Origin of the sequence: Catellatospora sichuanensis (genome assembly GCF_007483665.1) — a bacterium.
Taxonomy (GTDB): Bacteria; Actinomycetota; Actinomycetes; order Mycobacteriales; family Micromonosporaceae; genus Catellatospora; species Catellatospora sichuanensis.
The window spans coordinates 206,164-228,144 of sequence record NZ_VIQO01000013.1 but is presented as its reverse complement, the minus strand read 5'-3'; the positions used below and the strand labels follow the sequence as shown (position 1 = coordinate 228,144).

Sequence of the window (21,981 nt, the reverse complement as noted above, 5' to 3'; positions counted from 1 at the left end):
TGCGGCACGGGGCCGCAGCCGCCTCGAATTCACCGCTGGATCGTTCTCGGGAACACCAGACCGGTGCGCTCGGTGGTGCTCAGCCAGCCGCGTTCGACCATGGTGTCGAGCACCCGGTTCCAAGCGGCCTGCAGGTCGCCCGGGACCGCGTCCAGGTGCGCCGCGAGCAGCGCTCCCTCGGCGATGCTGAGGTCCCGCGTGTCCTTGCCGAGGTACAGCGACGCGGCCTGCCCGAGTCCGATCACGCCCTCGCCGTAGTGCGCGGTGCTGAGGTAGAAGTCGAGCAGCTGGTTCTTCGTGAACCAGCCCTCCAGCTTGTGCGCGGCGACGCGCACCCGCCAGCTGTCCAGCTCGTCCCAGGGCGCGTCCATCGCGAGCACCGCGTACCGCTTGGTGATCTCCGAGGAGGGCCAGACGATCTCGCTCGACGGCTGGTAGAAGTCCGGGTCGACGGCGGCCACGATGGTGTTCGCGACGCCCGGGCGCAGGTTCTCCGCTCGCACCCGCTGGGTGCCCGACGTGTCCCGCGGGATGGGCACCGTGGTGTAGTAGTACTCGGCCAGGCCGAAGGCGACGCCCGCGAGGAGCACGAGCGCCACCGCAGTCGCCACCAGCCAGCGCAGGCCGCGCCGGCGCGAGGGGGGTATGGGGGACGCTGCGGACTTCGGGAGTTCGACAAGGGTCATTCCGTCAAGGTAAACGCATCGATGATCGTTTGCAGCCCGAACGCCCGCACTGCTGTGCGATCGGGTTGCGAGGCCGCGTTGATGCTGCGGCTACGACCCTCAGCCGGTGCGGCGACGGGTTACCGGATGTTGGGATAGGCCAGCGTGGCCAGCTCCGCCTGGGCCAGCCAGCCGCGCGCCGCCATGGTGCGGAGCACCTGTTCCCATACCGCCTTCGGGTTGGCGGAGGCGTCCGGGGCGAGCCGGGCTGCGAGCACGGCGGCCTCGGCCACGGTCAGCCGCGTCGCGGGCTTGCCGAAGTATGCCTGGGCCGCCGGTTCGAGGCCGACCGCGCCGCGGCCGAAGTCGGCGCTGTTGAGATAGAAGCCCAGGATTTCCAGGTGGGAGTAGCGGTCTTCCAGCTTGTTCGCCATGATGCCGGTCCGGCGGGCGTCGTTGTCCTGCGCGGCGTACGCGGCGTAGCGGCGGGTGATCAGTGAACCTGACCAGGGCCGGAACGGATCTTCGTAGAAGGAGGGGTCGACGGCGGCGACGAATGTATTGAGCACGGGCATCGGCAACTCGTCGATGTCCACGACGGCGTGGTCGGCCCGGAACTCGCCGGGAACAGGGACACCGTCGTAGTACGTGGTCGCGGCTACTCCCGCCCCGACCACGGCCAGGATCAGCACGCCCGCCACGATGCCGAGCACGCGCAGGCGGCGGCCGGGCCGGGCGGGCGGCGGGGGCGGCGGCTGCTCGACATCGGCATCGACGAGGGTCATGCACCCACCCTATGCGCGCTGCCGCCACCGCGCCGTCCCGCTTGGTCAGCCCAGCAGTTTGCGTGGGCCGGCGCCCTGCGCGGCGAGCTCGTCGCCCGGGTTGTAGAGCCGGCACGACTGCAGGGAAAGGCAGCCGCAGCCGATGCACCCGTCGAGGGTGTCGCGCAGGCGCTGCATCAGCGCGATCCGGTCGTCGAGTTCGGACCGCCAGTGGGCGGAGAGCCGGGTCCAGTCGGCTTTGGTGGGTGTGCGCCCCTCGGGCAGCTCCTTCAGTGCGTCCCTGATCCGTTCCAGGGACACCCCGATCTGCTGCGCGATCCGGATGAAGGAGACCCGGCGCAGCTCGCTGCGCTCGTACCGGCGCTGGTTGCCGCTGGTGCGCGTGGAGTGGATCAGCCCGCGTTCCTCGTAGAAGCGCAGCGCCGACGGCGCGACTCCGCTGCGGGCCGCCAGCTCGCCGATGGTGAGTGTCACCGGTTTCACACGTCCCCCGTACTTGAGTTCAAGTGCACTTTAACTTGCAGGCTACTCCCATGACGGTGATGGATGTCGAGCCGCTGCTCCGGCGGCTGACCGGGGACGAGAAGCACGCGCCGAGCGCGTTCTCGACCCTGGACGTGCTCTGGGTGCTCTACGACCGGGTGCTGCGGGTGGACCCGCGCCGGCTCGACGACCCCGACCGGGACCGGTTCCTGCTCTCCAAGGGGCACGGGCCGGCCGCCTACTACGCGGTGCTGGCGGCGAAGGGCTTCCTCCCGCACGACTGGCTCGACGATCTCGCCGGCGCGGACAGTCCGCTCGGGCACCACCCGGACCGGCTGCGGGTGCCGGGCGTGGAGATCAGTTCGGGTTCGCTCGGGCACGGGCTGGGCCTGGGCGTAGGTACGGCGCTGGGCCTGCGCGCCCAGGGGCGGCTGGAGCCGCGGGTGTACGTGCTGCTCGGCGACGCGGAACTCGACGAGGGCAGCAACCACGAGGCCATCGCGTACGCGGGCGCCACCGGGCTGGACTCGGTCACCGCCGTGGTGATCGACAACCGGAGCGCGTCGCACGGCTGGCCGGGCGGGATCGCATCCCGGTTCGCGGTGCACGGCTGGACCGCGGTCACCGTCGACGGGCGCGACCACGACGCCGTCGAGGCCGGGCTGAGGCAGGCCGGGGAAGGCGCGCCGCACGTGGTCGTGGCGGTCGTCGAGACGAAGGGAAGCTGATCATGAGGCAGGCGTTCATCGACACGGCCACCGCGCTGATCGACGCGGATCCGCGCACCGCGCTGGTGCTGGCCGACATCTCGGCCGCGGCGTTCGAGCGGGCGGCGCTCAAGCACGCCGACCGGGTGCTCAACGTCGGCATCCGCGAGCAGCTCATGATCGGCGTCGCGGGCGGGCTGGCGCTGACGGGGCTGCGGCCCATCGCGCACAGCTACGCGACGTTCCTGGTCGACCGGGCGTACGAGCAGATCAAGCTCGACCTCGCCCACCAGGGTGTGGGCGCGATCCTGGTCAGCGTGGGCGCGTCCTACGACGGCTCGTCCGAGGGCTACACCCACATGTCACCGATGGATGTGCAGCTCCTCGACACCCTGCCCGGCTGGACCATCCACGTGCCCGGCCACCCGGGCGAGGTCGCGCCGCTGCTCACGGCGGCCGCCGCCCACGACGACCCGGTCTACCTGCGGCTGTCGACCCAGACCAACGACATCGCGTACGCCGACGCGTCTTCCCTGCGCCCCGTGCGCCACGGCACGAAGGCCCTGGTCGTGGCAGTCGGCCCGATGCTCGCCCCGGTCCTCGAAGCGACGAAGGGCCTCGACGTCACCGTGGCCTACACCCACACGCCCCGCCCGTTCGACACCACCGGCCTGCGCGAACTCGCCACCTCGGGCAACGTGGCCCTGGTCGAGCCCTACCTTGCCGGCACCTCGGCCCACGTCATCTCCGAGGCCCTCGCCGACCGCCCGCACCGCCTCCTCAGCCTCGGCGTAACCCGCCGTGACCTGCACGCCTACGGCACCCCCGCTGACCACGCCCGCTGGCACGGCCTCGACCCCGCCACCCTCCGCACCTCCCTGACCCCCTGGCTCCCCTGACCTCCGGCACCGGCACCCCTGCCTTCCGTACCCCCTGGCTCCTGCCCAAGCCCACGGCGAACCCCCACGAAGCAAGATCGCGACGATCTTGCGTGAACTGTTGGGGATATGCCCGATCGGGGCGTGTCATCCCCACAGCTCGCGCAAGATCGTCGCGATCTTGGGTGTGGCGTGTGGCGTGTGGTGGGTGAGGGGTGGGGTTAGCCGCGGGTGTGGGAGCCGAGCATGTGGACCTGGCCGGTGCCTTCGATGATGTCGCCGACGTGCCAGCATTCGACGCCGCGGCCGGTGAGCAGCGCCATGGCGCGGTCGGCGTCGGCGGCGGAGACGACGGCGAACATGCCGACGCCCATGTTGAAGGTCGACTCGAGGTCGTGCTGGTCGATGCGGCCCTTGCGCTGGATCAGGTCGAAGATGGGCTGGGGGGCCCAGGTGGAGCGGTTGACCGTGGCGTCCAGGTGCTTGGGGAGGACGCGGACCAGGTTGCCGGGGATGCCGCCGCCGGTGACGTGGGCGAACGCCCGCACGTCGCACTCGGCGATCAGGCTCAGGCAGTCCTTGGCGTAGATCTTGGTGGGGGTCAGCAGCTCCTCGCCGAGGGTGCGCTGGTCGCCCAGGTCCTCGATGACGGAGTCGAGCTTCAGGCGGGCCTGGCCGAGCAGCACGTGGCGGACCAGCGAGTAGCCGTTGGAGTGCAGGCCGGACGAGCGCATCGCGATGACCACGTCACCGGGCTGCACCCGCTCCGCGCCGAGGATCAGGTCCTCCTCGACGACGCCGACACCGTTGGCCGACAGGTCGTACTCGTCCGGGCGCATCAGGCCGGGGTGCTCGGCGGTCTCGCCGCCCAGCAGCGCGCAACCTGCGTAGCGGCAGCCGTCGGCGATGCCCGCACCGATCTCGGCGACCCGGTCCGGCACGACCTCGCCGCAGGCGATGTAGTCGAGCAGGAACAGCGGCTCCGCGCCACACGCGACCAGGTCGTCGACGACCATCGCGACCAGGTCGATGCCGACCGTGTCGTGGATGTTCATCTGCTGCGCGATGGCCAGCTTGGTGCCCACGCCGTCGGTGGAGGACGCCAGCACCGGGCTCTTGTACTTCGAGGTGTCGAGCTTGAACAGGCCGGAGAAACCACCGAGCCCGCCCAGCACCTCGGGACGGTGCGTCCGAGCGACCTTGCCCTTCAGCAGTTCCACGGCCTTGTCACCGGCGTGGATCGACACGCCCGCGTCGGCGTAGGTGACGGTGCGACGGCGGTTGGTGCTGCCACCCGCCGTCCACAGCTGACGGTCTCCGTTTTCCGGTTGCCCGGAGACGGGGCGCTCGGTCACGTGCGTCACGGTATTTCTCCTCTTTGTGCGCGGCACCGCTCTGGGAAGGGTCGGCGGTGCCGTGACGAGTGGTACTAAGACCGGCTCAGCTCCGTGGACGGTGCTGCGGCCTGGTCGCCGCTGAGCTCTTCGGACTCGACCCGGCGGCCGACCCCTTCGAGCACGTGTTTGCCGATCAGGTTGCTGGCCGGCAGCTTGATCGGGTATTCGCCGTCGAAGCAGGCCCGGCACAGGCGGTTCTTCGGCTGCTCCGAGGCGGCGATCAGCCCCTCGAGCGACACGTAGCCGAGCGAGTCGGCGCCGATGGAGCGGCGGATGCCCTCCATGTCCATGCCGTTCGCCAGCAGTTCGGCGCCGGTCGCGAAGTCGATGCCGTAGAAACACGGCCACTTCACCGGCGGAGAGGAGATGCGCACGTGCACCTCCAGCGCGCCCGCCTCGCGCAGCATGCGCACGATGGCGCGCTGCGTGGTGCCGCGCACGATGGAGTCGTCGACCACGACGAGGCGCTTGCCCCGCACGTTGTCGCGCAGCGGGTTGAGTTTGAGGCGTACGCCCAGCGCGCGGATGGTCTGCGACGGCTGGATGAACGTGCGCCCGACGTAGGCGTTCTTCATCAGGCCCTGGCCGTAGGGGATGCCGGAGGCCTCGGCGTAGCCGATCGCACCCGGCGTGCCCGACTCGGGCACGGGGATGACGAGGTCGGCGTCGACCGGGTGCTCGGCGGCCAGCTTGCGGCCGATCTCCACCCGGGTCGAGTAGATGTTGCGGCCGTTGATGGTCGCGTCGGGGCGGGCCAGGTAGACGTACTCGAACAGGCAGCCCTTGGGGTCCGGCGCGGCGAAGCGCGAGGAGCGCAGGCCGTGCTCGTCGATGGCGATCAGCTCGCCGGGCTCGACCTCGCGGACCACGGACGCGCCGACGATGTCCAGCGCCGCCTGCTCGCTCGCGACGACCCAGCCGCGCTCCAGGCGACCCAGCACCAGGGGCCGCACGCCGTGGTGGTCGCGGGCCGCGTAGAGGGTGTTCTCGTCCATGAAGACGAAGCTGAACGCGCCCTCGACGGTCGGCAGCACCTTCATCGCGGCGGCCTCGACGGACAGGTCGGGGTGGCCGGCCAGCAGCATGGTCACCAGGCTGGTGTCGTTGGTGGAACCGCGGCTGTCCATGCCGAGTTCCGCGGCGCGGCGGGCCAGGTCGGCGGTGTTCACCAGGTTGCCGTTGTGGGCCAGCGCGATCGTGGTGCCGCCGGTGGTCGACTGCAGCGTGGGTTGGGAGTTCTCCCAGGTCGAGTCGCCGGTGGTCGAGTAGCGCGCGTGCCCGATGGCGAGATGACCGCGCAGGCTGGCCAGCGTCGGCTCGTCGAAGACCTGGGCGACCAGGCCGACGTCCTTGTAGACCACCACGCCGGAACCGTCGCTCACCGCGATGCCGGCGGCCTCCTGCCCGCGGTGCTGCAGCGCGTACAGCCCGAAGTAGGTGAGCTTGGAAACCTCTTCACCAGGGGCCCAGACACCGAAGACGCCGCATGCGTCTTGCGGTCCTGGCCGGTGGGGGTCGAGTTCGTGGCTCAGCCGGCCGTCGCCTCGGGGCACCCTGTTGCTCCTTGCGCTTGTCGCTTCAGTAGCTGCCTAGATGCCCTGCTCAGTGAGCCGGCATCGGTGGTGTGTGTCGGCGTCCGGCGGCGATCGCCGCCGCAGCTCAGTGTACGTGACCCGGCAGGGTGGGCACCCTGGTGGCCGGGCTGTGTGCTACGTGACTGAATGCGGACTCCGGCCCGGCGGGCCTAGACAATAGGGAAAAGACTGCTGATATCGGAACGAATGCCGCTGGCTCGAATCCGCCCATCGGCCACCGCGGCCGCCCAATCCACCCGGCCGGCCGCGAGCTGAAGAAAAGTGACCGGATCGGTCTCGACGAGGTTCGGTGGCGTGCCTCTCGTATGCCTCGGCCCCTCGACGCACTGAATCGCGCCATAAGGAGGAACCCGCACCTCCACCGAACGGCCAGGGGCCGTGGCCGCGAGACGTGCCAACAATGCCCTAACCGCATCGCGGAGCGTCAAACGTTCCGGAGTCTGCCCGCTGGCCAGGCAGTCCAGAGCCGAGGTCACGGCGGGGGAGATTTCAGGCGAGGGGGACATAAGCGGACGATACAAGATGACTTCCGCTCACTTTGTGGCGGCCCTGGGTCGCGCAACCCTTGCTTCGCAAGGCATAGTTGCGGTCGGTGTATTCCCGCAGCGCCCCCCACACCCCGATCGCTGTGGGTTATCGAGGAGCTTGGAAGGCGGTGGCCGTGACTACCCAGCGACGGTCCTGGTTGGCACGCGTCGGAGTGGTAGCGATGGTGTCACTTGGCACTCTCATCGGCGTATCAGCTCCCGCGCACGCGGCCGATCTGGTGAATCCTGACCTAGATTCGACCACGCTTGACGTCGGGAAGTCGACGCAGCTCACGTTCACGGTGAAGAACGACAACCCGTCTGACACGGCACCGGTCGAGGTGCAGGTGGGGTTCTCGAACCCTGCCGTAGCCGAGTGTTCCGGTGAGTGCGCAAAGACGGTCCCCAACGGCCAGACCGCGCAGTTCCTTGCGTCGATCAAGGCCAAGAGCCCTGGCGTCACGCGCATCTTCATCACCGTCGGTGGCAGTGAGAAGAAGAGCTGGAACTTCACGGCCAAGGAAGTCGTTCAGCAGCCGCAGTCGACCGGCAAGATCTCGGGCATCGTGCGGGATCAGAAGACCGGGGACCCGATCAGTGGGGCCCTCGTCGCGCTGTCCGACGACAGCGGCAGGACCTTCCCGACCAAGACGACGAACGCGTCGGGCACGTTCACCTTCACCCCGACTGCTTCCGCTCCGATCGAGCCCGGCCTCATCGTCATCACGGTCCAGAAGGACCCGTTCAAGATGAAGTCCGTCTCGGTGAACCTGAACGCCGGGCAGTCGAAGACCGACGTCAACATCTCGATGGTCGACGCGAACGCCAGCGCTTCGCCGTCCGCCGAGTTGTCGCCCCCTCCGGCGGAGAGCCCGCTCGCCGAGGAGTCGGGCGACACCAGCGGCGAGACGGTGGCCACCGAACCGGCCTCGAACGACGAGGACGAGGGTCTGGGCACCATGACCTGGATCATGATCATCCTGGGCGGCCTGCTGGTCGCGCTGGGCATCGGCGCGATCGTCCTGCTCGTGATGAAGCGCGGCGGCGATGACGACGACGATGACGATGATGATGACGACGATGACGACGACGACGAGCCGGTGCGCGGCCGTCCGGGCGTGCGCCCCGCGGCCCAGCAGCCCGTCCGCGCGGGTGCCGGAGCCGGTGCCTACGGCGGCGCCGCCGGCGGTGCGTACGGCCGACCCGCCGATCCGACCATGGTGGCCCGTCCGGGCGCCGACGCGACGGTGATGCACCGCCCCGGCGAGTACGGCGGCGTGCCCGCGCAGCGCGGCCCGCAGCAGCCCTACGGCGCCCCGGCCCAGCCGACGCAGCAGTACGGCGGCGGCTACGGCTCGCCCGTGCAGCCGACCCAGCAGTACGGCGGCTACGACGCCCCGGCCGCGGGCGGCTACGGCGGCTCGCCGGTCGCCCCGACCAGCGGCTACGGCAGCCCCGCGCCGACGTCCGGCTACGGCGGTGCCGCACCCACCAGCGGCTACGGCAACCCGGCTCCCACCTCCGGCTACGGCAGCCCCGCGCCGACGTCCGGTTACGGCGGCTCCGCGGCCGACGCCTACGGCTCGACCACCCCGACCTCCGGCTACAGCGGCGGGCAGCCCAGCTACGACCAGGGCTACGGCCAGCAGGCCGGGTACGGCCAGCAGCAGCCGGACTACGGGCAGCAGGCGGGCTACGGGCAGCAGGCGGGCTACCAGGGCCAGTACGACGAGCCCACGCACTACGCGGGCCCGACGTCCGGCGGCAGCGCCTACGGCCAGCAGCCGGGCGGGTACGGCCAGCAGCAGCCGGCCTATGGCCAGGAGTCCTACGGCCAGCAGAGTGGCTACGGCCAGCAGGACCCGTACGGCACGCCGCCGGCCGCCGGATACGGCCAGCAGCAGCAGCCGGGCTACGGCCAGCAGGACCCGTACGGCGCCCAGAGCGGCTACGGCCAGCAGCAGGACCCGTACGGCACCCCGCCGGCCGCCGGTTACGGCCAGCAGGACCCGTACGGGACCCAGGGCGGCTACGGCCAGCAGGGCAGCGGTTACGGCGACGACCGCCGCAGCAACCGGGACGACCGCCGTCTCGACTGGCTCGACGACTGATCCACAGCACTTGTGAACAGCAGACGCCCCCCGGAGTTCCCGGGGGGCGTCTGTGCGTGCGGGGCCTGTCGCACGGCGCGTCGCCACGCACCGGATGGGAGAGAGGAGACAGAAGGCGGCGCGGTTTGCTGGAATGGTGAGGTGGCCACCGTCAACGGCATGCGCGGGGTGTCCCGCGTGCCGGCATATGTGGTGATGCAGCCCACGACCCTGTGCAACCTGGACTGCGTCTACTGCTACCTGCCCCTGCGCGCCCAGGACCGCCGGATGCCGGTGGAGGTGGCGCGGGCGGTGGCGGCCGATGCGAACGTCTGGGCGGCCCGGGACCGCTTCTCGGTGGTATGGCACGGGGGTGAGCCCCTCGCGGCCGGCAGGGAGCATCTGGGGGCGCTGATGGCCCCTTTCGGCCCCGCGGTGGAGCAGCACGTGCAGACCAACGCGACGCTGCTGGACGACGCCTGGTGCGAGTTCTTCGCCGCGCGCGGAGTGCGGGTGAGCGTGAGCGTGGACGGGCCCGAGGATCTCAACGGGCAGCGGGTCTCGCGTGCGGGGCGGCCCGCGTACGCCCGGATCGTGCAGGGGATCGCGGCGCTGCGCCGGCACGGCCAGTCCTTCGCGGCGCTGTGCGTGGTGGGCGACCCGCGGCCGGGCGTGGCGTCCCGGCTCTACGAATACTTCCTGGAGCTGGGCTGCGACACGCTCGGCGTCAACATCGAGGAGCGGGAGGGCGTCAACGAGCGTGCCAACGCCCATGACCCGGCCGCGGTGCGGGCCTTCTGGTCCGAGCTGGTCGCGGCGTGGCGCGCCGACCCGCGGATCCACGTCCGCGAGCTGGAGTGGAGTCTGCGCTACGTCGGCGCGGTGCTCGACGGCACGTCCGGCGACCTGCTGCCGCGTGAGCTGGACCCCATCCCGACCGTCGGGCATGACGGCGCGGTGGTGCTGCTCTCGCCGGAGCTGGCGGGCTTCCACGACCCGGTACACGGCGACTTCAGCAGCGGCAACGTGCTGCAGGCCCCGCTGTCGGAGCTGCTGGTCGCGCCGCGGCGCACCAGCTGGGTGCCGGAGTTCCTCGCCGGGGTCGAGGCGTGCCGGGAAACCTGCCCGTACTTCGGCTTCTGCGGCGGCGGGCACGCCGCCAACCGATACTTCGAGCACGGAAGGTTCGACGGCACGGAGACCGAGCACTGCCGCAACAGCAAGATCCATCTACTGGAGGGAGTGCTCGACCATGTCCGACGCCCTTGACCGAGTTGTCGACCGGATCCGTGACGTACGCGGCGAGCTGGCTCCCCTGCTGGAGGAGGCTCGGCTCGCGCGACTGGCCCGTTCCGAAGTGCCAGGCGCAGACAGCAGTGCCGTCTGCGCCTGGAACCACTTCGAGAACATCCCGACGTTCTTCAACTGGAACAACCGCCCGCGCTGAGGCGACGGTCGTTCAGGAAGTCAGCGGCGGGGGGTCCAGTCCTTACCGTCGTCGTCATCGTCATCGTCGACGGCGTAGTTCCCGTACGGGTCGTACGGATCCGGCTCGTCGTCTTCGCGCTGATCCTCGACAACAGCACTGCCGCTGCCGCTGCTGAGCTCGCTACCGGCAAGCTCGCGCTGCAAGGCGGCGAGGTCGGTGTTCGGGGAGTGGTACTTCAACTCCCGGGCCACCTTAGTCTGCTTGGCCTTAGCTCGGCCGCGCCCCATGGCCGACCCCCTCGCACATGAATGACGGGGCTACCCGAAGGCGGGCCCCGATGACGTCAGACATCTCTCGTGGGTCATACGGTACATGGGAGGGGGCCACTTCGGCATCTCGGGTTACCGGGTGTCTGGCGGCACATCGGAACCTGTCCGTTTTATTACTGGTAAGGAGTATATCGCTCCCCAGTAATGACGGCCCACCCTCCCGACCAGCGCGGCGATCTGTCCTTGATCGCAAAAGTTGCCTGGCAATCGGGCGAATGACTGCTCAAGATACGCACGATTGCCAGGCAACTCGAATGATCTAGATCCGGGCGTGGCGCTAGATCCGGATGGTGCGCAGGCGGCCGACCTCGGCGATGCGCTGCTCGGCGAGGCGGTCGGCGGCGGCGGCCGGCGAGATGCCCTCGGTGTCGGCCAGCTCCAGGATCCGCTTCGTGGTGTCGAAGATCTTGGTGGCGCGCAGCTTGGCCCGGTCGAAGTTGAAGCCGTCGATCTCGTCCGCGACCTGGATCACACCGCCCGAGTTGACCAGGTAGTCGGGCGCGTACAGGATGCCGCGGTCGACCAGCAGCTTCTCGATGCCGGAGTGGGCGAGCTGGTTGTTGGCCGCGCCGGCGACGATCTGCGCCCGCAGCGCGGGCACGGTGTCGTCGTTGAGCGCGCCGCCCAGCGCGCAGGGCGCGTAGACGTCGATGTCGCTGGTGATCAGCGCGGTCGCGTCGGCCACCAGGCTCACCTGCGGGTACGTCGCCTGGGCCCATTCCAGGGCCTTCGGGTGGACGTCGGTGGCCACGACCTCGGCGCCGTCCTCGACGAGGTGCGCGACGAGGTACTTGCCGACCTTGCCCAGGCCGGCCACGCCGACCCGCTTGCCCTTCAGCGAGGGCGTGCCCCAGCGGTGCTCGGCCGCGGCGCGCATGCCCTGGAAGACGCCCCAGGCGGTGAGGATCGAGGAGTCGCCGGCGCCGCCGTACTCCACGCTGCGGCCGGTGACGAAGTTCGTCTCCCGGGCCACGACGTCCATGTCCTGCACGTAGGTGCCGACGTCACAGGCGGTGTAGTAGCGCCCGCCCAGGGACTGCACGAACCGGCCGTACGCCCGCAGCAGCTGCTCGGACTTGATCTGGTCCGGGTCGCCCCAGATGACGGCCTTGCCGCCGCCCAGGTCGAGCCCGGCGAGGGCGTTCTTGTACGCCATGCCGCGGGAGAGGTCCAGCACGTCGTGCAGGGCCTCCTCCTCCGAGGCGTAGGGGTAGAAGCGCGTGCCGCCCAAGGCGGGTCCCAGCGCCGTCGAGTAGATGCCGATGATCGCTTTCAGGCCGCTGGCCCGGTCCTGGCAGAACACGACCTGCTCGTGACTGCCGTCGGTGAATACGCCCACTGCTGGCTCCAAGGTGACGTCGATGGCCCTTGTGAGGCCGATCTGTTCTCGGTCTTTCCGAGGGGTTGGGCGACGTCGCGGTAGCGACGCTCCCGCTGACAGCCTAATCGTGGGAGGATCGCGAGGTGCCGTCACAGTTCGCCGCGTACCTGAGGGTCTACGAGCCGCTCACCGCGTTCGCGCCGGAACGTGAGCGATTCTGGCGCCGCTATGTCGACGAGGGGCGCGCCGTCGGCGTATCCGACGGGCCCGGCCGCCAGCGCGCCACCGTGCTCGAAGCGCTCGGTGCAGGCTGGTCGCGGCTGCCGGACCTGCCCGATGAGGCGTACGTCATGCAGGGCCTGACCGGGCAGACCGACGTGACCCTGGTCTGCCCCTGGAACCTGCGCGTGCGGGTGGCCGAGGCGGCGCTGCAGGCGCGCGACGGGGTGCCGCAGGTGCTGGCCGACGCGTTCGTGCCGCCGGTGCTGGTGGACCTGGCGCAGACCGTGGTCGAGCAGACCCGGGCCGAGGACCGCATGCACGAGCAGGTCGCCACCTGGGGTGTGCCGCTGCGCTGGTTCGTGCTGGTCTCCCCCGCCGAACGGGACCTGGTGCTGGAGCCGTCCCGCCGGGTGCTGCGCTACCGGACCGAGATCGGCAAGGCCCGCCAGCGGGCCCACAAGGGGCTGCGCGTGCTGCGCCGGACCCTGGGCGACGTGCCCATCACCGACTCGCTGCGGGAGACCGCCCGCTGGCTGGAGTCGTTCCACCCCGGCGCGGTGGTGGAGCTGGACTACGGCGGCCTCACCGGGCTGCTCTCCGAGGATGCGCTGCGCGACGACGACTCCGTCGAACTGGTCGCCACGGGTCTGGCCGGGCTCGAGCGCGAGGACGGGGATGCCGCCACGGCGGCATACGAGCAGCTCGTACAGCGGTGGCGGGCGATCCAGCTGATGGAGCGAAGCAACTGACGGTAAGTAGTTTTCAGGTCACATGCAGTGATCGAAAGCTATGAAATTACTGTCTTCATCCGCTAAAAGCAGACATGTCGTTCATTCATCATCCGTCCATCCACGGACCTTCACCCGTTCGGCCCATGTCGGACATCGGGGACTAGCCGGACTATGGGTAGCGCGTTGGCCGGCGGGACCCCGGCCTACGTCTATAGGTACTTGTGGAGGAGACCGCATGGCGTCGCGTACGCACGAACCAGAACCCCTGCTCACCCCGGCAGAGGTCGCATCGATGTTCCGCGTCGACCCGAAGACGGTGACCCGGTGGGCCAAGGCGGGCAAGCTCAGCGCGATTCGCACGCTGGGCGGCCACCGTCGCTACCGTGAGTCGGAGGTGCGTGCTCTGCTCCAGGGTCAGATCCCGCACCAGCGTCAGGGCGACTGAGCTGTACAACCGGAGGGCTGAGGCCCTCCTACATACCCCCATGGCCAAAGCTCCGCCACCGCTGCCCCCGCAGCGGGACGGAGCTTTGGTCATTTTCGGGTCAGGGGACGAGCGCGCCGTCGCGCAGCGTGACGACCCGGTCGGCCATCTCCATCAGCGCGGCATCGTGCGTGGCGACCAGCGCCGTCATGCCACGGGCGTGCACCAGTGCGCGCAGCAGGTCCATGATCTGTCGGCCGGTCTCCGAGTCCAGCTGACCCGTCGGCTCGTCCGCGATGAGCAGCTGCGGGTCGTTGGCCAGTGCCCGGGCCACGGCGACCCGCTGCTGCTGGCCGCCGGACAGCTCGTACGGCCGCTGGTTGGCGTGCGCACCCACCCCGACCAGCTCCAGCAGCACCGACACCCGCTGCTCCCGCTCGGCCGGAGGCACCTTCGCCAGCCGCAGCGGCACGCCCACGTTCTCCGCCGCGGACAGGATCGGCACCAGCCCGAACGACTGGAACACGAAGCCGATCACGTCCCGGCGCAGGGTCACCAGCTGCTGCTCGGCCGCGGAGGTGACCTCCTGCCCGCCGATGAAGACCTTGCCCGAGGTGGGCCGGTCCAGCCCGCCGATGATGTTGAGCAGCGTGGTCTTGCCCGCACCGGAGCGGCCGCGTACCGCCACCAGCTCGCCCCGCCCCGCGGTGAACGACACGTCGCGCACCGCGTGCACGACCTTGCCGGCCCGGCCGAAGTCACGGCAAATGTTCTCCACCCTGACCAGCTCCTCAGCCACGGCGCACCTCCACATGATCGGACTCCAGGTTCAGCTTCACCCGGTCCTTGAGTTCCAGTTCCTGCACGAACGACGAGGGCAGCTGCATCCGGCCCGCCCGGTCCAGCACCGCGTACTCCTCGCTGACCAGCTCCGTGCCGCCGTCGGCGGTGGCCCGCGCGCTGCGGCGCACCTCCGAGGCCAGCCGCCCGTCGCGGATCGCCACGGTACGCCGCACCTGGGTGGACACGTTCTCGTCGTGGGTCACCACCACCACGGTCACGCCCAGCTCGGCGTTGATCGTCTGCAGCGCGGTGAACACATCGCCCGCGGTCGACTCGTCCAGCTCACCGGTCGGCTCGTCGGCGAACAGCACCTCGGGGTCGTTGGCCACGGCCAGCGCCACCGCGACCCGCTGCTGCTCGCCACCCGACATCTGGTCCGGCCGCCGGTCCGCGCAGTAGCCGACGCCGACCATGTCCAGCAGCTCCATCGCCCGCTGGCTCGCCTTGCGGCCCGAGCGCGTGCCCGCCAGCTTCATCGGCGTGATCACGTTCTCCAGCGCGGTCAGGTACGGCAGCAGGTTGCGGCCGGTCTGCTGCCATACGAAGCCGACCATGTGCCGCCGGTACGACAGCCGCCGCCCGGCCTTCATGGTGAGCAGGTCGTACTCGCCCACCCGGGCGATGCCCGCGGTCGGCACGTCGAGCCCGGAGAGGATGTTCAGCAGGGTCGACTTGCCCGAGCCGGACGCACCGACGATGGCCAGCAGCTCGCCGCGGTCCACGACCAGGTCGAGGCCCTGCAGGGCGACCACCTCGACGCCCTCGGTCTTGTAGATGCGCACCAACCCGTCACAGACCAGGTGGCCGCGCAGGCGGTCGGCGCCGCCGGCCCGGTCCGCGGCCCGCTGCGCGGCGCGTGCCTGCAGCGTGGCGAGGTCCGGCGGGGCCATCTCATTCGTCGTCGACATCAGCTCTCTCCCGCGTCGAAGGAACCAAGCCGGAGCACCTCACCGAGGCGCAACCGGCGGTTGAACAGGGTCTCCACCGCAAGCGCGGTCAGCATCCCGACCAGCACCAGCACCAGCGAGGCGCCGACGACCAGCGGGTCGAACGTGACGCCCACCGTGAGGCCGTCGGTGAACGTCGACAGGCCCAGCGCGGGCCCGATCAGATGCGGCACGGCCATGCCGACCGCCGCGCCGGTCAGCACCGCCACGGTCACCACCGGCATCAGCTCCACCAGCAGCAGGCGGCGGCCCTGACCCCGGGACAGGCCCATGGTGCGCAGCCGGGACAGCACCGTGCCCCGGCCCCGTGCCCCGGCGACCACCGCGAAGCCGATGGCCATCAGCGCCAGCGCCACGCCGGCGCCCGCACCGATGCCGTACGCGAACGTGACCACGGCGTTGATGCTCGCGTCGTCCAGCTTTCCGCGGGCCTGCTCCCAGGTGGTCACGTTGGTGACCTCCTCGTACGCGCGCGGCCGGAAGCCCTCGCTCGCCCAGCGCTCCTGCCCCGCGTCACCGACCTTGCGCACCTGCTCCGGGTCGGGGTCGCCGGCGATCAGGAACCCGTTCGGGTTGAGCGCCTGCTGCGCCTCGGCCGGGACGGCCTGCCACGGCACGATGACGAAGTTCGACGCGCCGTTGGCGATCGGCGGGAAGCCGTCGATCACAGCGGCGACGCGGAAGTCGTAGTTCCGGCCGCGCAGCGAGACGGTGCCGTGATCGGTGCCCAGCTGCTCGGCGACGCCCGGGGAGACCAGGGCGGGCACCGGCGAGCCGGGCGCGGCGGCGGTGAACACCTCCGGTGGGGTGAAGTCGACGCCGGAGGCCGAGACCACCCGCGCGTACGCCTGCCCGTCGAGCACCAGCGAGTACACCGTGCCGAGCCGCTTCTGATCGACCACCAGGTCGCTGGCCCCGTCGACCATGTACTGGGTGACCGCCTCGACGCCGGGCACCGCGGCCAGTTCGGCCAGGGTCTTGTCGTCGAAGTAGTAGCCGTCCACCTTCATGTCGGCGGCCATGCGCAGGTCGGTGGCCCGATCGCGGCCCTCGTCGATGGTGCTCGCCACGGCCACGCTGAACACGGCCGTGCTGACCGCGACGACCAGCACCGCGACCGGCCCGATGACCGCGCCCGCGGTGCGGCCCGCGCGGGACAGGCCGAGGAAGTTCACCGCGCCGCGACCGCGGGCGGCCAGCCGGCTCAGCCGGCCCACCACCGGCGGCACCAGCCGCACCATCGCCACCGCCGCACCCGCGGCCAGCAGCGCCGGCACCGCGGCCAGGTACACGTCCACGCCGTCGTCGCCGCTCAGCCCGCGGCTGCGCAGCAGCCACACGCCCAGCCCGGCCAGCACCAGCAGGCTGAGCTCCGCGGTGCGCCGCTTCACGCCCACCCTGGCCGCGGCCATGTCGGAGCGCTCGCCGGAGAAGGAGGGGTCGTACGCCGTCCGCATGGTCATCACCGGCACGGCCAGCGCTGTCAGCGCGGTGAACGCGACCAGCAGCGGCCAGGTGAGCGCGGGCCGCCCCGGCAACGCCGCGCCGAGTAGGCCGCCGAGCACCGCCGCGGGCACCACCAGCAGTGACTCCAGCAGCGTGTACGAGCCGATGGATACGATCGCCCCGCCGCGCGCCCGCAGCAGCGCGAACTCGGACCGCCGCCGGGCGACCGCCACCCGGGCCGCCAGCAGCACCAGCCCGGCCAGCGTGATCAGCATGCCCACCTGCACGACGGCCAGCAGCGCCGCCCCGGCGCGGGCCTTGTCGGCGAACTCCGCCAGCTGCGAGTCGAGGCTGGTCAGCAGCGTGCTCTCGAGGCCCTGCCGCCGGGCCACGGCGACCGCCTCGACCACGTCGGGCAGCACGGCCATGTCGAGCTTCGCCGTGTCGACCCGGTAGCGCCACTCGTAGACGATCCCGATCAGGTCCTTCACCCGGTCCAGGCCGCGTTCGTCGGAGTAGACGACCGCGCGGAACGGGTCGCCGTCCTCGTTGGGCAGATACGCCCGCAGCCCGTAGGGCATCGGCTCCCAGAAAGTGCCGTTCTCGTCGTGCGGCCGGACTATGCCGACCACCTCCATCGGCACGCCGTCCTGGAACCGGAACGTGCTACCGACGTGCTGCTCCAGCTTCTCGGCGTTCCACTCGGTGATCACGACCTCGATCGGGCCGTCGGTGCCCGGCCTGGTCTTCGGGAAGCGGCCCTCGACGAGGTCGACCTGCTCCTCCAGCCCGCTGCCGGCCCGCACGCTGAACAGGACCTTGCCCGGCAGGCCGGTCCCGGTGATACGGGACTCATCCAGCGTGGTGGACGCCGACCACCAGGACCGCTCGACCCGCTCGCGCAGCGCCGGGTAGAACACCGCCTGCTGCTGCTTCAGCCGGTCCGCCGGCTGCCAGTTGGCGCCCTTGTCCTTGATCCCGCGATAGGTCAGGTCCCGGGCCGTGTAAGACAGTTGGGAGATGTCGTTGCGCAGGCCCGCGTCGGTCAGCCGGTTCGCCACCCGGGGCGCGCCGACGACCAGGATCCCGGCTAGCAGCGTCAGCGTGCCCAGCAGTGCCAGTGGCCCGGCCGTGGCCCGTACCCGGGCGATCCAACCCTTCACCGGTCTGCTCCGATCCGCAGCTGGGCCGCGGCCAGCCGCTGCCGCATCGTGGTGGCCACCAGTCCGGCCATCACCAGGGTGAGGGCGAGCAGACCGGCAGCCGTGCCCAGCACGGGCAGCCAGTCCGTGGTGGTGAGCGCGGGCGGCACCGGGCGGCTCGCACTCGGGGTAAGGATCACCAGCGGGCCGGTCGTCCGGGCGACCAGGAGACCCACCAGCAGGCCGACCGCCACGCCCAGCCCGGCCAGGAACGCCTGCTCGATCATGAGAGCGCGGGCGAGCAGGCGCGGGGTGGCCCCGAGCGTGTTGAGCACGGCGAGTTCGGCGACGCGGCGCCGGGCGGTCGCCCGCACGTCGACGGCGACGCCGACCAGGGCCAACCCGATCGCGCCGAGCGCGGCGATGAACAGTGCGATCCGGGCACCGACCCCGAACGGGTCGTCCGCAGCATGTCCGGCCAGCGCCTGCCGGTCCACGGTGAGCAGGTTCGGCAGCGGGCCCGCCGCAGCGGCGGCCTCGGTGTGCCGGGCCGGATCGGTCTTCATCCACCACTCGCCGACGGCCGGGGGCCGCCAGCCGACCTGCTGGAAGTGCGTGCTCAGCGTGGGCATGTCGAACAGCAGCGCGGCCGGCTCGACGTCGCCTGGCATGGCTGCGACCTGACCGACGATGTGCACCGAGGCCGTGCTGCCCCACAGGGACATGCTCAGCGTGGCGCCGACCGCGGTGTGCAGCGAGGCGAGCGCCTCCGGGGTGGCCAGCGCCGGCACGACCGGCGGCTTGTCGTCACGCCGCAGGATGAACGTGTACGGGATCAGCTCCCCGAAGAAGCCCTTGCTGAGCAGCTCCACCCGGACGCTGTTTCCCCTCACCTGCAACTCGACCTGGTTGGGCTGGGTTTTCAGCTCGGTTGCGGATGGCGGCACCCCCCACGGGTTGTCGGCCACGTCCAGGCTCAGCGGCGTGGCCGTGCCACTCGCGCCGACGGCCCCCAGCTCGGTCAGTTCCCAGGTGACCGGAGCGCCCATCGGCAGCGCGCCGCCGTCCACGGCGAACCCGGTCAGCCGGAGCTTGGTGCTGCGGGGCACCGGGACTTCGAAGTTGCGCGGGTCGGTGCTGTCGCCGCCCGATGCGGGCACCTTGTAGACGCCGCCGTGCGCGTCGGTGAGCAGGAGCACCGTCGCCTCCCGGGGTTTGCTGATGAATTCACCGAGCGGGAACGTGATCCGGACGCTGCCGCGCAGCGCGGTCGTGCCCTCCGGCAGGTCGATGCCCGGCTGCTGCCGGCTCTCCTTGGCGGCCTCGGCGAGCAGTGCGGTCGCATCACCGAGGTCGTCACGCAGCCGCAGCACGCCACCCGCCGACGTGGTGTCGAGCGCCAGCATCGAGGTCGGAGTGGACTTCTCGCCGGTGTCCACCCGGCTCCGCCAGCCGGGCAGCGCCTCGGTGACGCCCGGCAGCGCGTTGACCTGGTCCACCCGCAGCGGTGGCACGGAATACGCCGTCTCGGTCAGGCGCAGGTCGGTGCCGGCCGTGTGATCCGCCTGGTCGATCTGCGACTGCCGGGCGGTCGCGGCGAGCGTCCAGGCCAGCGTGCTGACCGCCACGGCCAGCGCCAGCAGCAGCACCGGTCCGGCGTGCGGGCGGCGCCCGGCCTGCCAGACGCCCAGCTGCGCGGCGAACCACGGGCGGCGGTCCACCAGCCGCTCCAGCAGCCGGGTCAGCGGCGGCAGCAGGCGCAGCGCGAGCACCGCGCCCGCCAGCACGCCGAGCGGCCCGGCGGCGGCCAGCAGCGGGTCGATGCCGAGCTGCCCGGCGACGCCCGACAGCGGCGATTCGTACTGCTGCAGCTGGAACCAGGCCAGCAGGGCGAAGGCGATGAGGGCGAGGTCCAGGCCGGTGCGCTGGGCGGCGGCGACGCGGCTCGGCCGGGAGCGGGCCGCGAGATCCGCGACGTAGGTGCCGCCACCACGCATCGCGGGCAGCAGCATCGCCAGCACGCAGCCCAGCCCGGCGGCCGCGGCGACCGCGACGGTCGTCGGCGTGATCCGGGCCTCCAGCCGCAGGCTGACGGAGCTCAGCGCGGGTAGCCGCTCGACGAGGCCGAGCAGTGGGCCGATCAGCAGCGGGGCGAGCACGGCGGCGGGCGCGGCGACCAGCAGCGCCTCCCGGGCGGCCAGCCCGGCGAGCTGGCCGCGGGAAGCGCCGCGGGCGCGCAGCAGCGCCGTCTCGGGACGGCGGCCCTCGGTCAGCAGCGCGGCCACCAGCAGCAGCGCGTATCCGCCCAGGATGGAGATGAGCAGCAACGGCGTGAGCAGGTCCGACCGGCCGACGAGGCTGGCCTGCTGGATACGCTCGACGAGCCGCTCCATGTGCGTGCCGACCTGGCCCCCGTCGCCGTAGCCCAGCTCCTCGGTCACCTCAGGCAGGGTCCGCACCGCCTCGCGGGCGGCGATCAGCTGCGGCACCTCGGCCCGGGACAGGTCCGGGGCCACCACCCAGCCGCTGTTGCCGAGGTAGGACCAGTCGCCGAAGAAGTCCTCGCGGGACAGCACGAGGGGTCCGTAGGTGCTGCGCCCGGCCTCGACCCCCTCGGCCAATTCCGGCACGAGCAGCCAGTAGGGGTCCTCGGCCCGGTTCGCGGCGAAGACGCCGCTGACGGTGACCCGCTGGTTCTTCTTGGTGATGCCGTTGGCGAAGGTGACCTCGGAACCGACCTGCAGCCCGAGCGCCTGGGCGGCGGCCTCGCCCACGACGACCTGCGCCGGGTTCGAGCCCGCCACCGGCCAGGCGCCGGAGACCAGCCGGGCGTGGTCGGCCAGCGCATCGAGGAACATGACCCGGGCGTACACCGCGCCCTGGGCGTCCGCCGTCGCGTCACCGGTGTCGCTCAGGAACCGCAGGCCGCTGGCATAACCCGCGGCGGCCACCGTGACCTCGGTGCCGGCGAACCGGGCCGCGAAGGACTCGCGAAGCTTCGCGTCGGTCTCCGCCCAGGACTGCGCCGAGAAGGACTTGTCGGCCTGGTCGGACGAGGACCAGCCGCTGCCGCCGGTGCGGGAGGGCAGGCGCACCTGCACGGCGAGCTCGTCCGGCGGAGCCGCGGCCACAGCCGCTCGGCTGCCCGCCTCGATCACCGCGCCGCTGTAGCTCGCCAATCCCACCAGCAGGGTCGTCGAGATCAGCGCTGCCGCCGCGGCAGCGGTCAACAGGCCCTTCGCGCTGTAGGCCCGCCGACGTGCCAGCATGTCGCCTCCCTGATCGTTTGCGCTTCAACCTCTGTATGAGTTGAGACGACAGGGTGCTGGTTCGCAGGCTGTGGCGGCTGTTACCCGAATGTGATGACCATCAGGGCGGTATGCCCCTTTCACCCCGGTGGGCGAATACCCACAGTGAGCTGCGCGAACGCCGAACGGCGCATGCCGGCGAGGTCGGGACTGTGCCCGCCGGCCCAGGACCAGAGCGCGCTGTCCCACGCGGTCTGGGCCGCCCCGGCGACGAGCAGCGGGTAGGGATGGGTCTCGGGCACCCCGCAGCGCGCCGCGACGAAGGAGCTCACCAGCCCGCGCAGCTCCTCACTGATCACCAGGTAGGTGCTGAGCAGCGACGGCTGCTCGCTGAGCAGGCGCAGCCGGGACCGGATCTGGGCGAGCTCGGCCTCGTCGGTGATGTCGGACTCGTCCAGCACCACGCGTACGGACTCCAGCGGCGCTTCCCCGGCCGGGCGGGCGGTCAGCGCGCCGCGCAGCTGGTCGACGCGCTCGTGGCCGACGTCACCGAACAGCACGTGCTGCTTGGACGAGTAGTAGCGGAAGAAGGTGCGCACCGAGACGCCGGCCTCGGCGGCGATCTCCTCCACCGTGGTCTGCTCGTAGCCCTGCCGCGCGAACAGCGTCAGCGCCGCGTCCTCGAGAGCCGTGCGGGTGTGCTGTTTGTGCTGTTCCCGCCGGTTGATCACCCGTCCGGTCATGCACTCATCCTGGAGGCGTCGTCGCGCAC

Annotated in this window: 20 protein-coding genes; 7 read left to right on the top strand and 13 right to left on the bottom strand. The window is 71.1% G+C overall.

The genetic code is table 11. The features are described 5' to 3' along the window. Positions 1-29: 29 nt before the first annotated feature. From FLL47_RS26025 to soxR, 3 genes are all read right to left on the bottom strand, one after another. Positions 30-686 (bottom strand): transglycosylase domain-containing protein, encoded by a 657-nt coding sequence (locus FLL47_RS26025; protein ID WP_144123188.1) that lies wholly within the window; start codon positions 684-686, stop codon positions 30-32. A 119-nt stretch (positions 687-805) separates the two neighbouring features. Next, the gene (locus FLL47_RS26020; protein WP_144123187.1) at positions 806-1,450 is read right to left on the bottom strand and encodes a biosynthetic peptidoglycan transglycosylase; all 645 of its coding nucleotides are present in this window, start codon (positions 1,448-1,450) and stop codon (positions 806-808) included. Positions 1,451-1,495: 45 nt separating this feature from the next. Continuing rightward, the gene (soxR, locus tag FLL47_RS26015; RefSeq protein WP_144123186.1) at positions 1,496-1,933 is read right to left on the bottom strand and encodes a redox-sensitive transcriptional activator SoxR; all 438 of its coding nucleotides are present in this window, start codon (positions 1,931-1,933) and stop codon (positions 1,496-1,498) included. A 50-nt stretch (positions 1,934-1,983) separates the two neighbouring features. Between soxR and FLL47_RS26010 the strand changes: the two genes are divergently transcribed. Continuing rightward, positions 1,984-2,661 carry a transketolase gene (locus tag FLL47_RS26010; protein WP_425457765.1) on the top strand — a complete coding sequence of 226 codons (678 nt, stop codon included), beginning with the start codon at positions 1,984-1,986 and terminating at the stop codon, positions 2,659-2,661. A 2-nt stretch (positions 2,662-2,663) separates the two neighbouring features. Next, a complete protein-coding gene (locus FLL47_RS26005; RefSeq protein ID WP_144123185.1) occupies positions 2,664-3,539 on the top strand; it encodes a transketolase family protein in 876 nt (291 codons plus the stop codon). A 200-nt stretch (positions 3,540-3,739) separates the two neighbouring features. Here the strand turns inward: FLL47_RS26005 and purM are convergent, their stop codons facing one another. From purM to FLL47_RS25990, 3 genes are all read right to left on the bottom strand, one after another. Then, entirely contained in the window at positions 3,740-4,882 is a 1,143-nt protein-coding gene (gene purM / locus FLL47_RS26000) for a phosphoribosylformylglycinamidine cyclo-ligase (RefSeq protein WP_144123184.1), read from the bottom strand. A gap of 65 nt (positions 4,883-4,947) precedes the next feature. Further along, complete coding sequence (purF, locus tag FLL47_RS25995) at positions 4,948-6,468, bottom strand: amidophosphoribosyltransferase (protein ID WP_144123183.1); 1,521 nt, start codon at positions 6,466-6,468, stop codon at positions 4,948-4,950. Positions 6,469-6,659: 191 nt separating this feature from the next. Next, positions 6,660-7,016 carry a sterol carrier family protein gene (locus FLL47_RS25990; protein WP_144123182.1) on the bottom strand — a complete coding sequence of 119 codons (357 nt, stop codon included), beginning with the start codon at positions 7,014-7,016 and terminating at the stop codon, positions 6,660-6,662. A gap of 368 nt (positions 7,017-7,384) precedes the next feature. Between FLL47_RS25990 and FLL47_RS25985 the strand changes: the two genes are divergently transcribed. From FLL47_RS25985 to amcA, 3 genes are all read left to right on the top strand, one after another. Continuing rightward, positions 7,385-9,148, top strand: a complete 1,764-nt coding sequence (locus FLL47_RS25985; RefSeq protein ID WP_186315911.1) for a carboxypeptidase regulatory-like domain-containing protein — start codon at positions 7,385-7,387, stop codon at positions 9,146-9,148. 159 nt (positions 9,149-9,307) lie between these two features. After that, entirely contained in the window at positions 9,308-10,396 is a 1,089-nt protein-coding gene (gene amcB / locus FLL47_RS25980; RefSeq protein WP_144123402.1) for a cyclophane-forming radical SAM peptide maturase AmcB, read from the top strand. Beyond that, positions 10,380-10,574, top strand: coding sequence for a multiple cyclophane-containing RiPP AmcA (amcA, locus tag FLL47_RS25975; RefSeq protein ID WP_144123180.1), 195 nt, complete (start codon positions 10,380-10,382; stop codon positions 10,572-10,574). The genes amcB and amcA overlap by 17 nt, the downstream gene beginning before the upstream one ends. A gap of 20 nt (positions 10,575-10,594) precedes the next feature. On the opposite strand, the gene FLL47_RS25970 is transcribed toward amcA, so the two are convergent. Both FLL47_RS25970 and FLL47_RS25965 read right to left on the bottom strand, forming a co-directional pair. Further along, a complete protein-coding gene (locus FLL47_RS25970) occupies positions 10,595-10,843 on the bottom strand; it encodes a DUF3073 domain-containing protein (RefSeq protein WP_120317771.1) in 249 nt (82 codons plus the stop codon). 319 nt (positions 10,844-11,162) lie between these two features. After that, positions 11,163-12,224 carry a Glu/Leu/Phe/Val family dehydrogenase gene (locus tag FLL47_RS25965; RefSeq protein ID WP_144123179.1) on the bottom strand — a complete coding sequence of 354 codons (1,062 nt, stop codon included), beginning with the start codon at positions 12,222-12,224 and terminating at the stop codon, positions 11,163-11,165. Between the two features lie 125 nt (positions 12,225-12,349). On the opposite strand from FLL47_RS25965, the gene FLL47_RS25960 reads away from it, so the two are divergent. Both FLL47_RS25960 and FLL47_RS25955 read left to right on the top strand, forming a co-directional pair. Next, on the top strand, positions 12,350-13,177 hold the full coding sequence (locus tag FLL47_RS25960; protein ID WP_144123178.1) for a DUF8083 family protein: 828 nt from the start codon (positions 12,350-12,352) through the stop codon (positions 13,175-13,177). 217 nt (positions 13,178-13,394) lie between these two features. After that, positions 13,395-13,604, top strand: a complete 210-nt coding sequence (locus FLL47_RS25955; RefSeq protein ID WP_020522548.1) for a BldC family transcriptional regulator — start codon at positions 13,395-13,397, stop codon at positions 13,602-13,604. Between the two features lie 100 nt (positions 13,605-13,704). On the opposite strand, the gene FLL47_RS25950 is transcribed toward FLL47_RS25955, so the two are convergent. From FLL47_RS25950 to FLL47_RS25930, 5 genes are all read right to left on the bottom strand, one after another. Next, a complete protein-coding gene (locus tag FLL47_RS25950; RefSeq protein ID WP_425457764.1) occupies positions 13,705-14,382 on the bottom strand; it encodes an ABC transporter ATP-binding protein in 678 nt (225 codons plus the stop codon). Then, entirely contained in the window at positions 14,375-15,334 is a 960-nt protein-coding gene (locus FLL47_RS25945) for an ABC transporter ATP-binding protein (RefSeq protein WP_144123176.1), read from the bottom strand. The genes FLL47_RS25950 and FLL47_RS25945 overlap by 8 nt, the downstream gene beginning before the upstream one ends. Then, positions 15,334-17,982 (bottom strand): ABC transporter permease family protein, encoded by a 2,649-nt coding sequence (locus tag FLL47_RS25940; RefSeq protein ID WP_144123175.1) that lies wholly within the window; start codon positions 17,980-17,982, stop codon positions 15,334-15,336. Before FLL47_RS25940 ends, FLL47_RS25945 begins: the two co-directional genes overlap by 1 nt. Further along, positions 17,979-21,230, bottom strand: coding sequence for an ABC transporter permease (locus FLL47_RS25935; RefSeq protein ID WP_144123174.1), 3,252 nt, complete (start codon positions 21,228-21,230; stop codon positions 17,979-17,981). Before FLL47_RS25935 ends, FLL47_RS25940 begins: the two co-directional genes overlap by 4 nt. Positions 21,231-21,349: 119 nt before the next feature. Continuing rightward, positions 21,350-21,952 (bottom strand): TetR family transcriptional regulator, encoded by a 603-nt coding sequence (locus FLL47_RS25930; protein ID WP_144123173.1) that lies wholly within the window; start codon positions 21,950-21,952, stop codon positions 21,350-21,352. Positions 21,953-21,981: the final 29 nt, after the last annotated feature.

Bases quoted from the DNA above. Each gene is read 5' to 3' on its own strand.
- FLL47_RS26025 (WP_144123188.1), bottom strand. From the start codon at position 686: ATGACCCTTGTCGAACTCCCGAAGTCCGCAGCGTCCCCCATACCCCCC.
- FLL47_RS26020 (WP_144123187.1), bottom strand. From the start codon at position 1,450: ATGACCCTCGTCGATGCCGATGTCGAGCAGCCGCCGCCCCCGCCGCCC.
- FLL47_RS26010 (WP_425457765.1), top strand. From the start codon at position 1,984: ATGACGGTGATGGATGTCGAGCCGCTGCTCCGGCGGCTGACCGGGGAC.
- FLL47_RS26005 (WP_144123185.1), top strand. From the start codon at position 2,664: ATGAGGCAGGCGTTCATCGACACGGCCACCGCGCTGATCGACGCGGAT.
- FLL47_RS25990 (WP_144123182.1), bottom strand. From the start codon at position 7,016: ATGTCCCCCTCGCCTGAAATCTCCCCCGCCGTGACCTCGGCTCTGGAC.
- amcB (WP_144123402.1), top strand. From the start codon at position 9,308: ATGCGCGGGGTGTCCCGCGTGCCGGCATATGTGGTGATGCAGCCCACG.
- amcA (WP_144123180.1), top strand. From the start codon at position 10,380: ATGTCCGACGCCCTTGACCGAGTTGTCGACCGGATCCGTGACGTACGC.
- FLL47_RS25970 (WP_120317771.1), bottom strand. From the start codon at position 10,843: ATGGGGCGCGGCCGAGCTAAGGCCAAGCAGACTAAGGTGGCCCGGGAG.
- FLL47_RS25955 (WP_020522548.1), top strand. From the start codon at position 13,395: ATGGCGTCGCGTACGCACGAACCAGAACCCCTGCTCACCCCGGCAGAG.
- FLL47_RS25945 (WP_144123176.1), bottom strand. From the start codon at position 15,334: ATGTCGACGACGAATGAGATGGCCCCGCCGGACCTCGCCACGCTGCAG.
- FLL47_RS25935 (WP_144123174.1), bottom strand. From the start codon at position 21,230: ATGCTGGCACGTCGGCGGGCCTACAGCGCGAAGGGCCTGTTGACCGCT.
- FLL47_RS25930 (WP_144123173.1), bottom strand. From the start codon at position 21,952: ATGACCGGACGGGTGATCAACCGGCGGGAACAGCACAAACAGCACACC.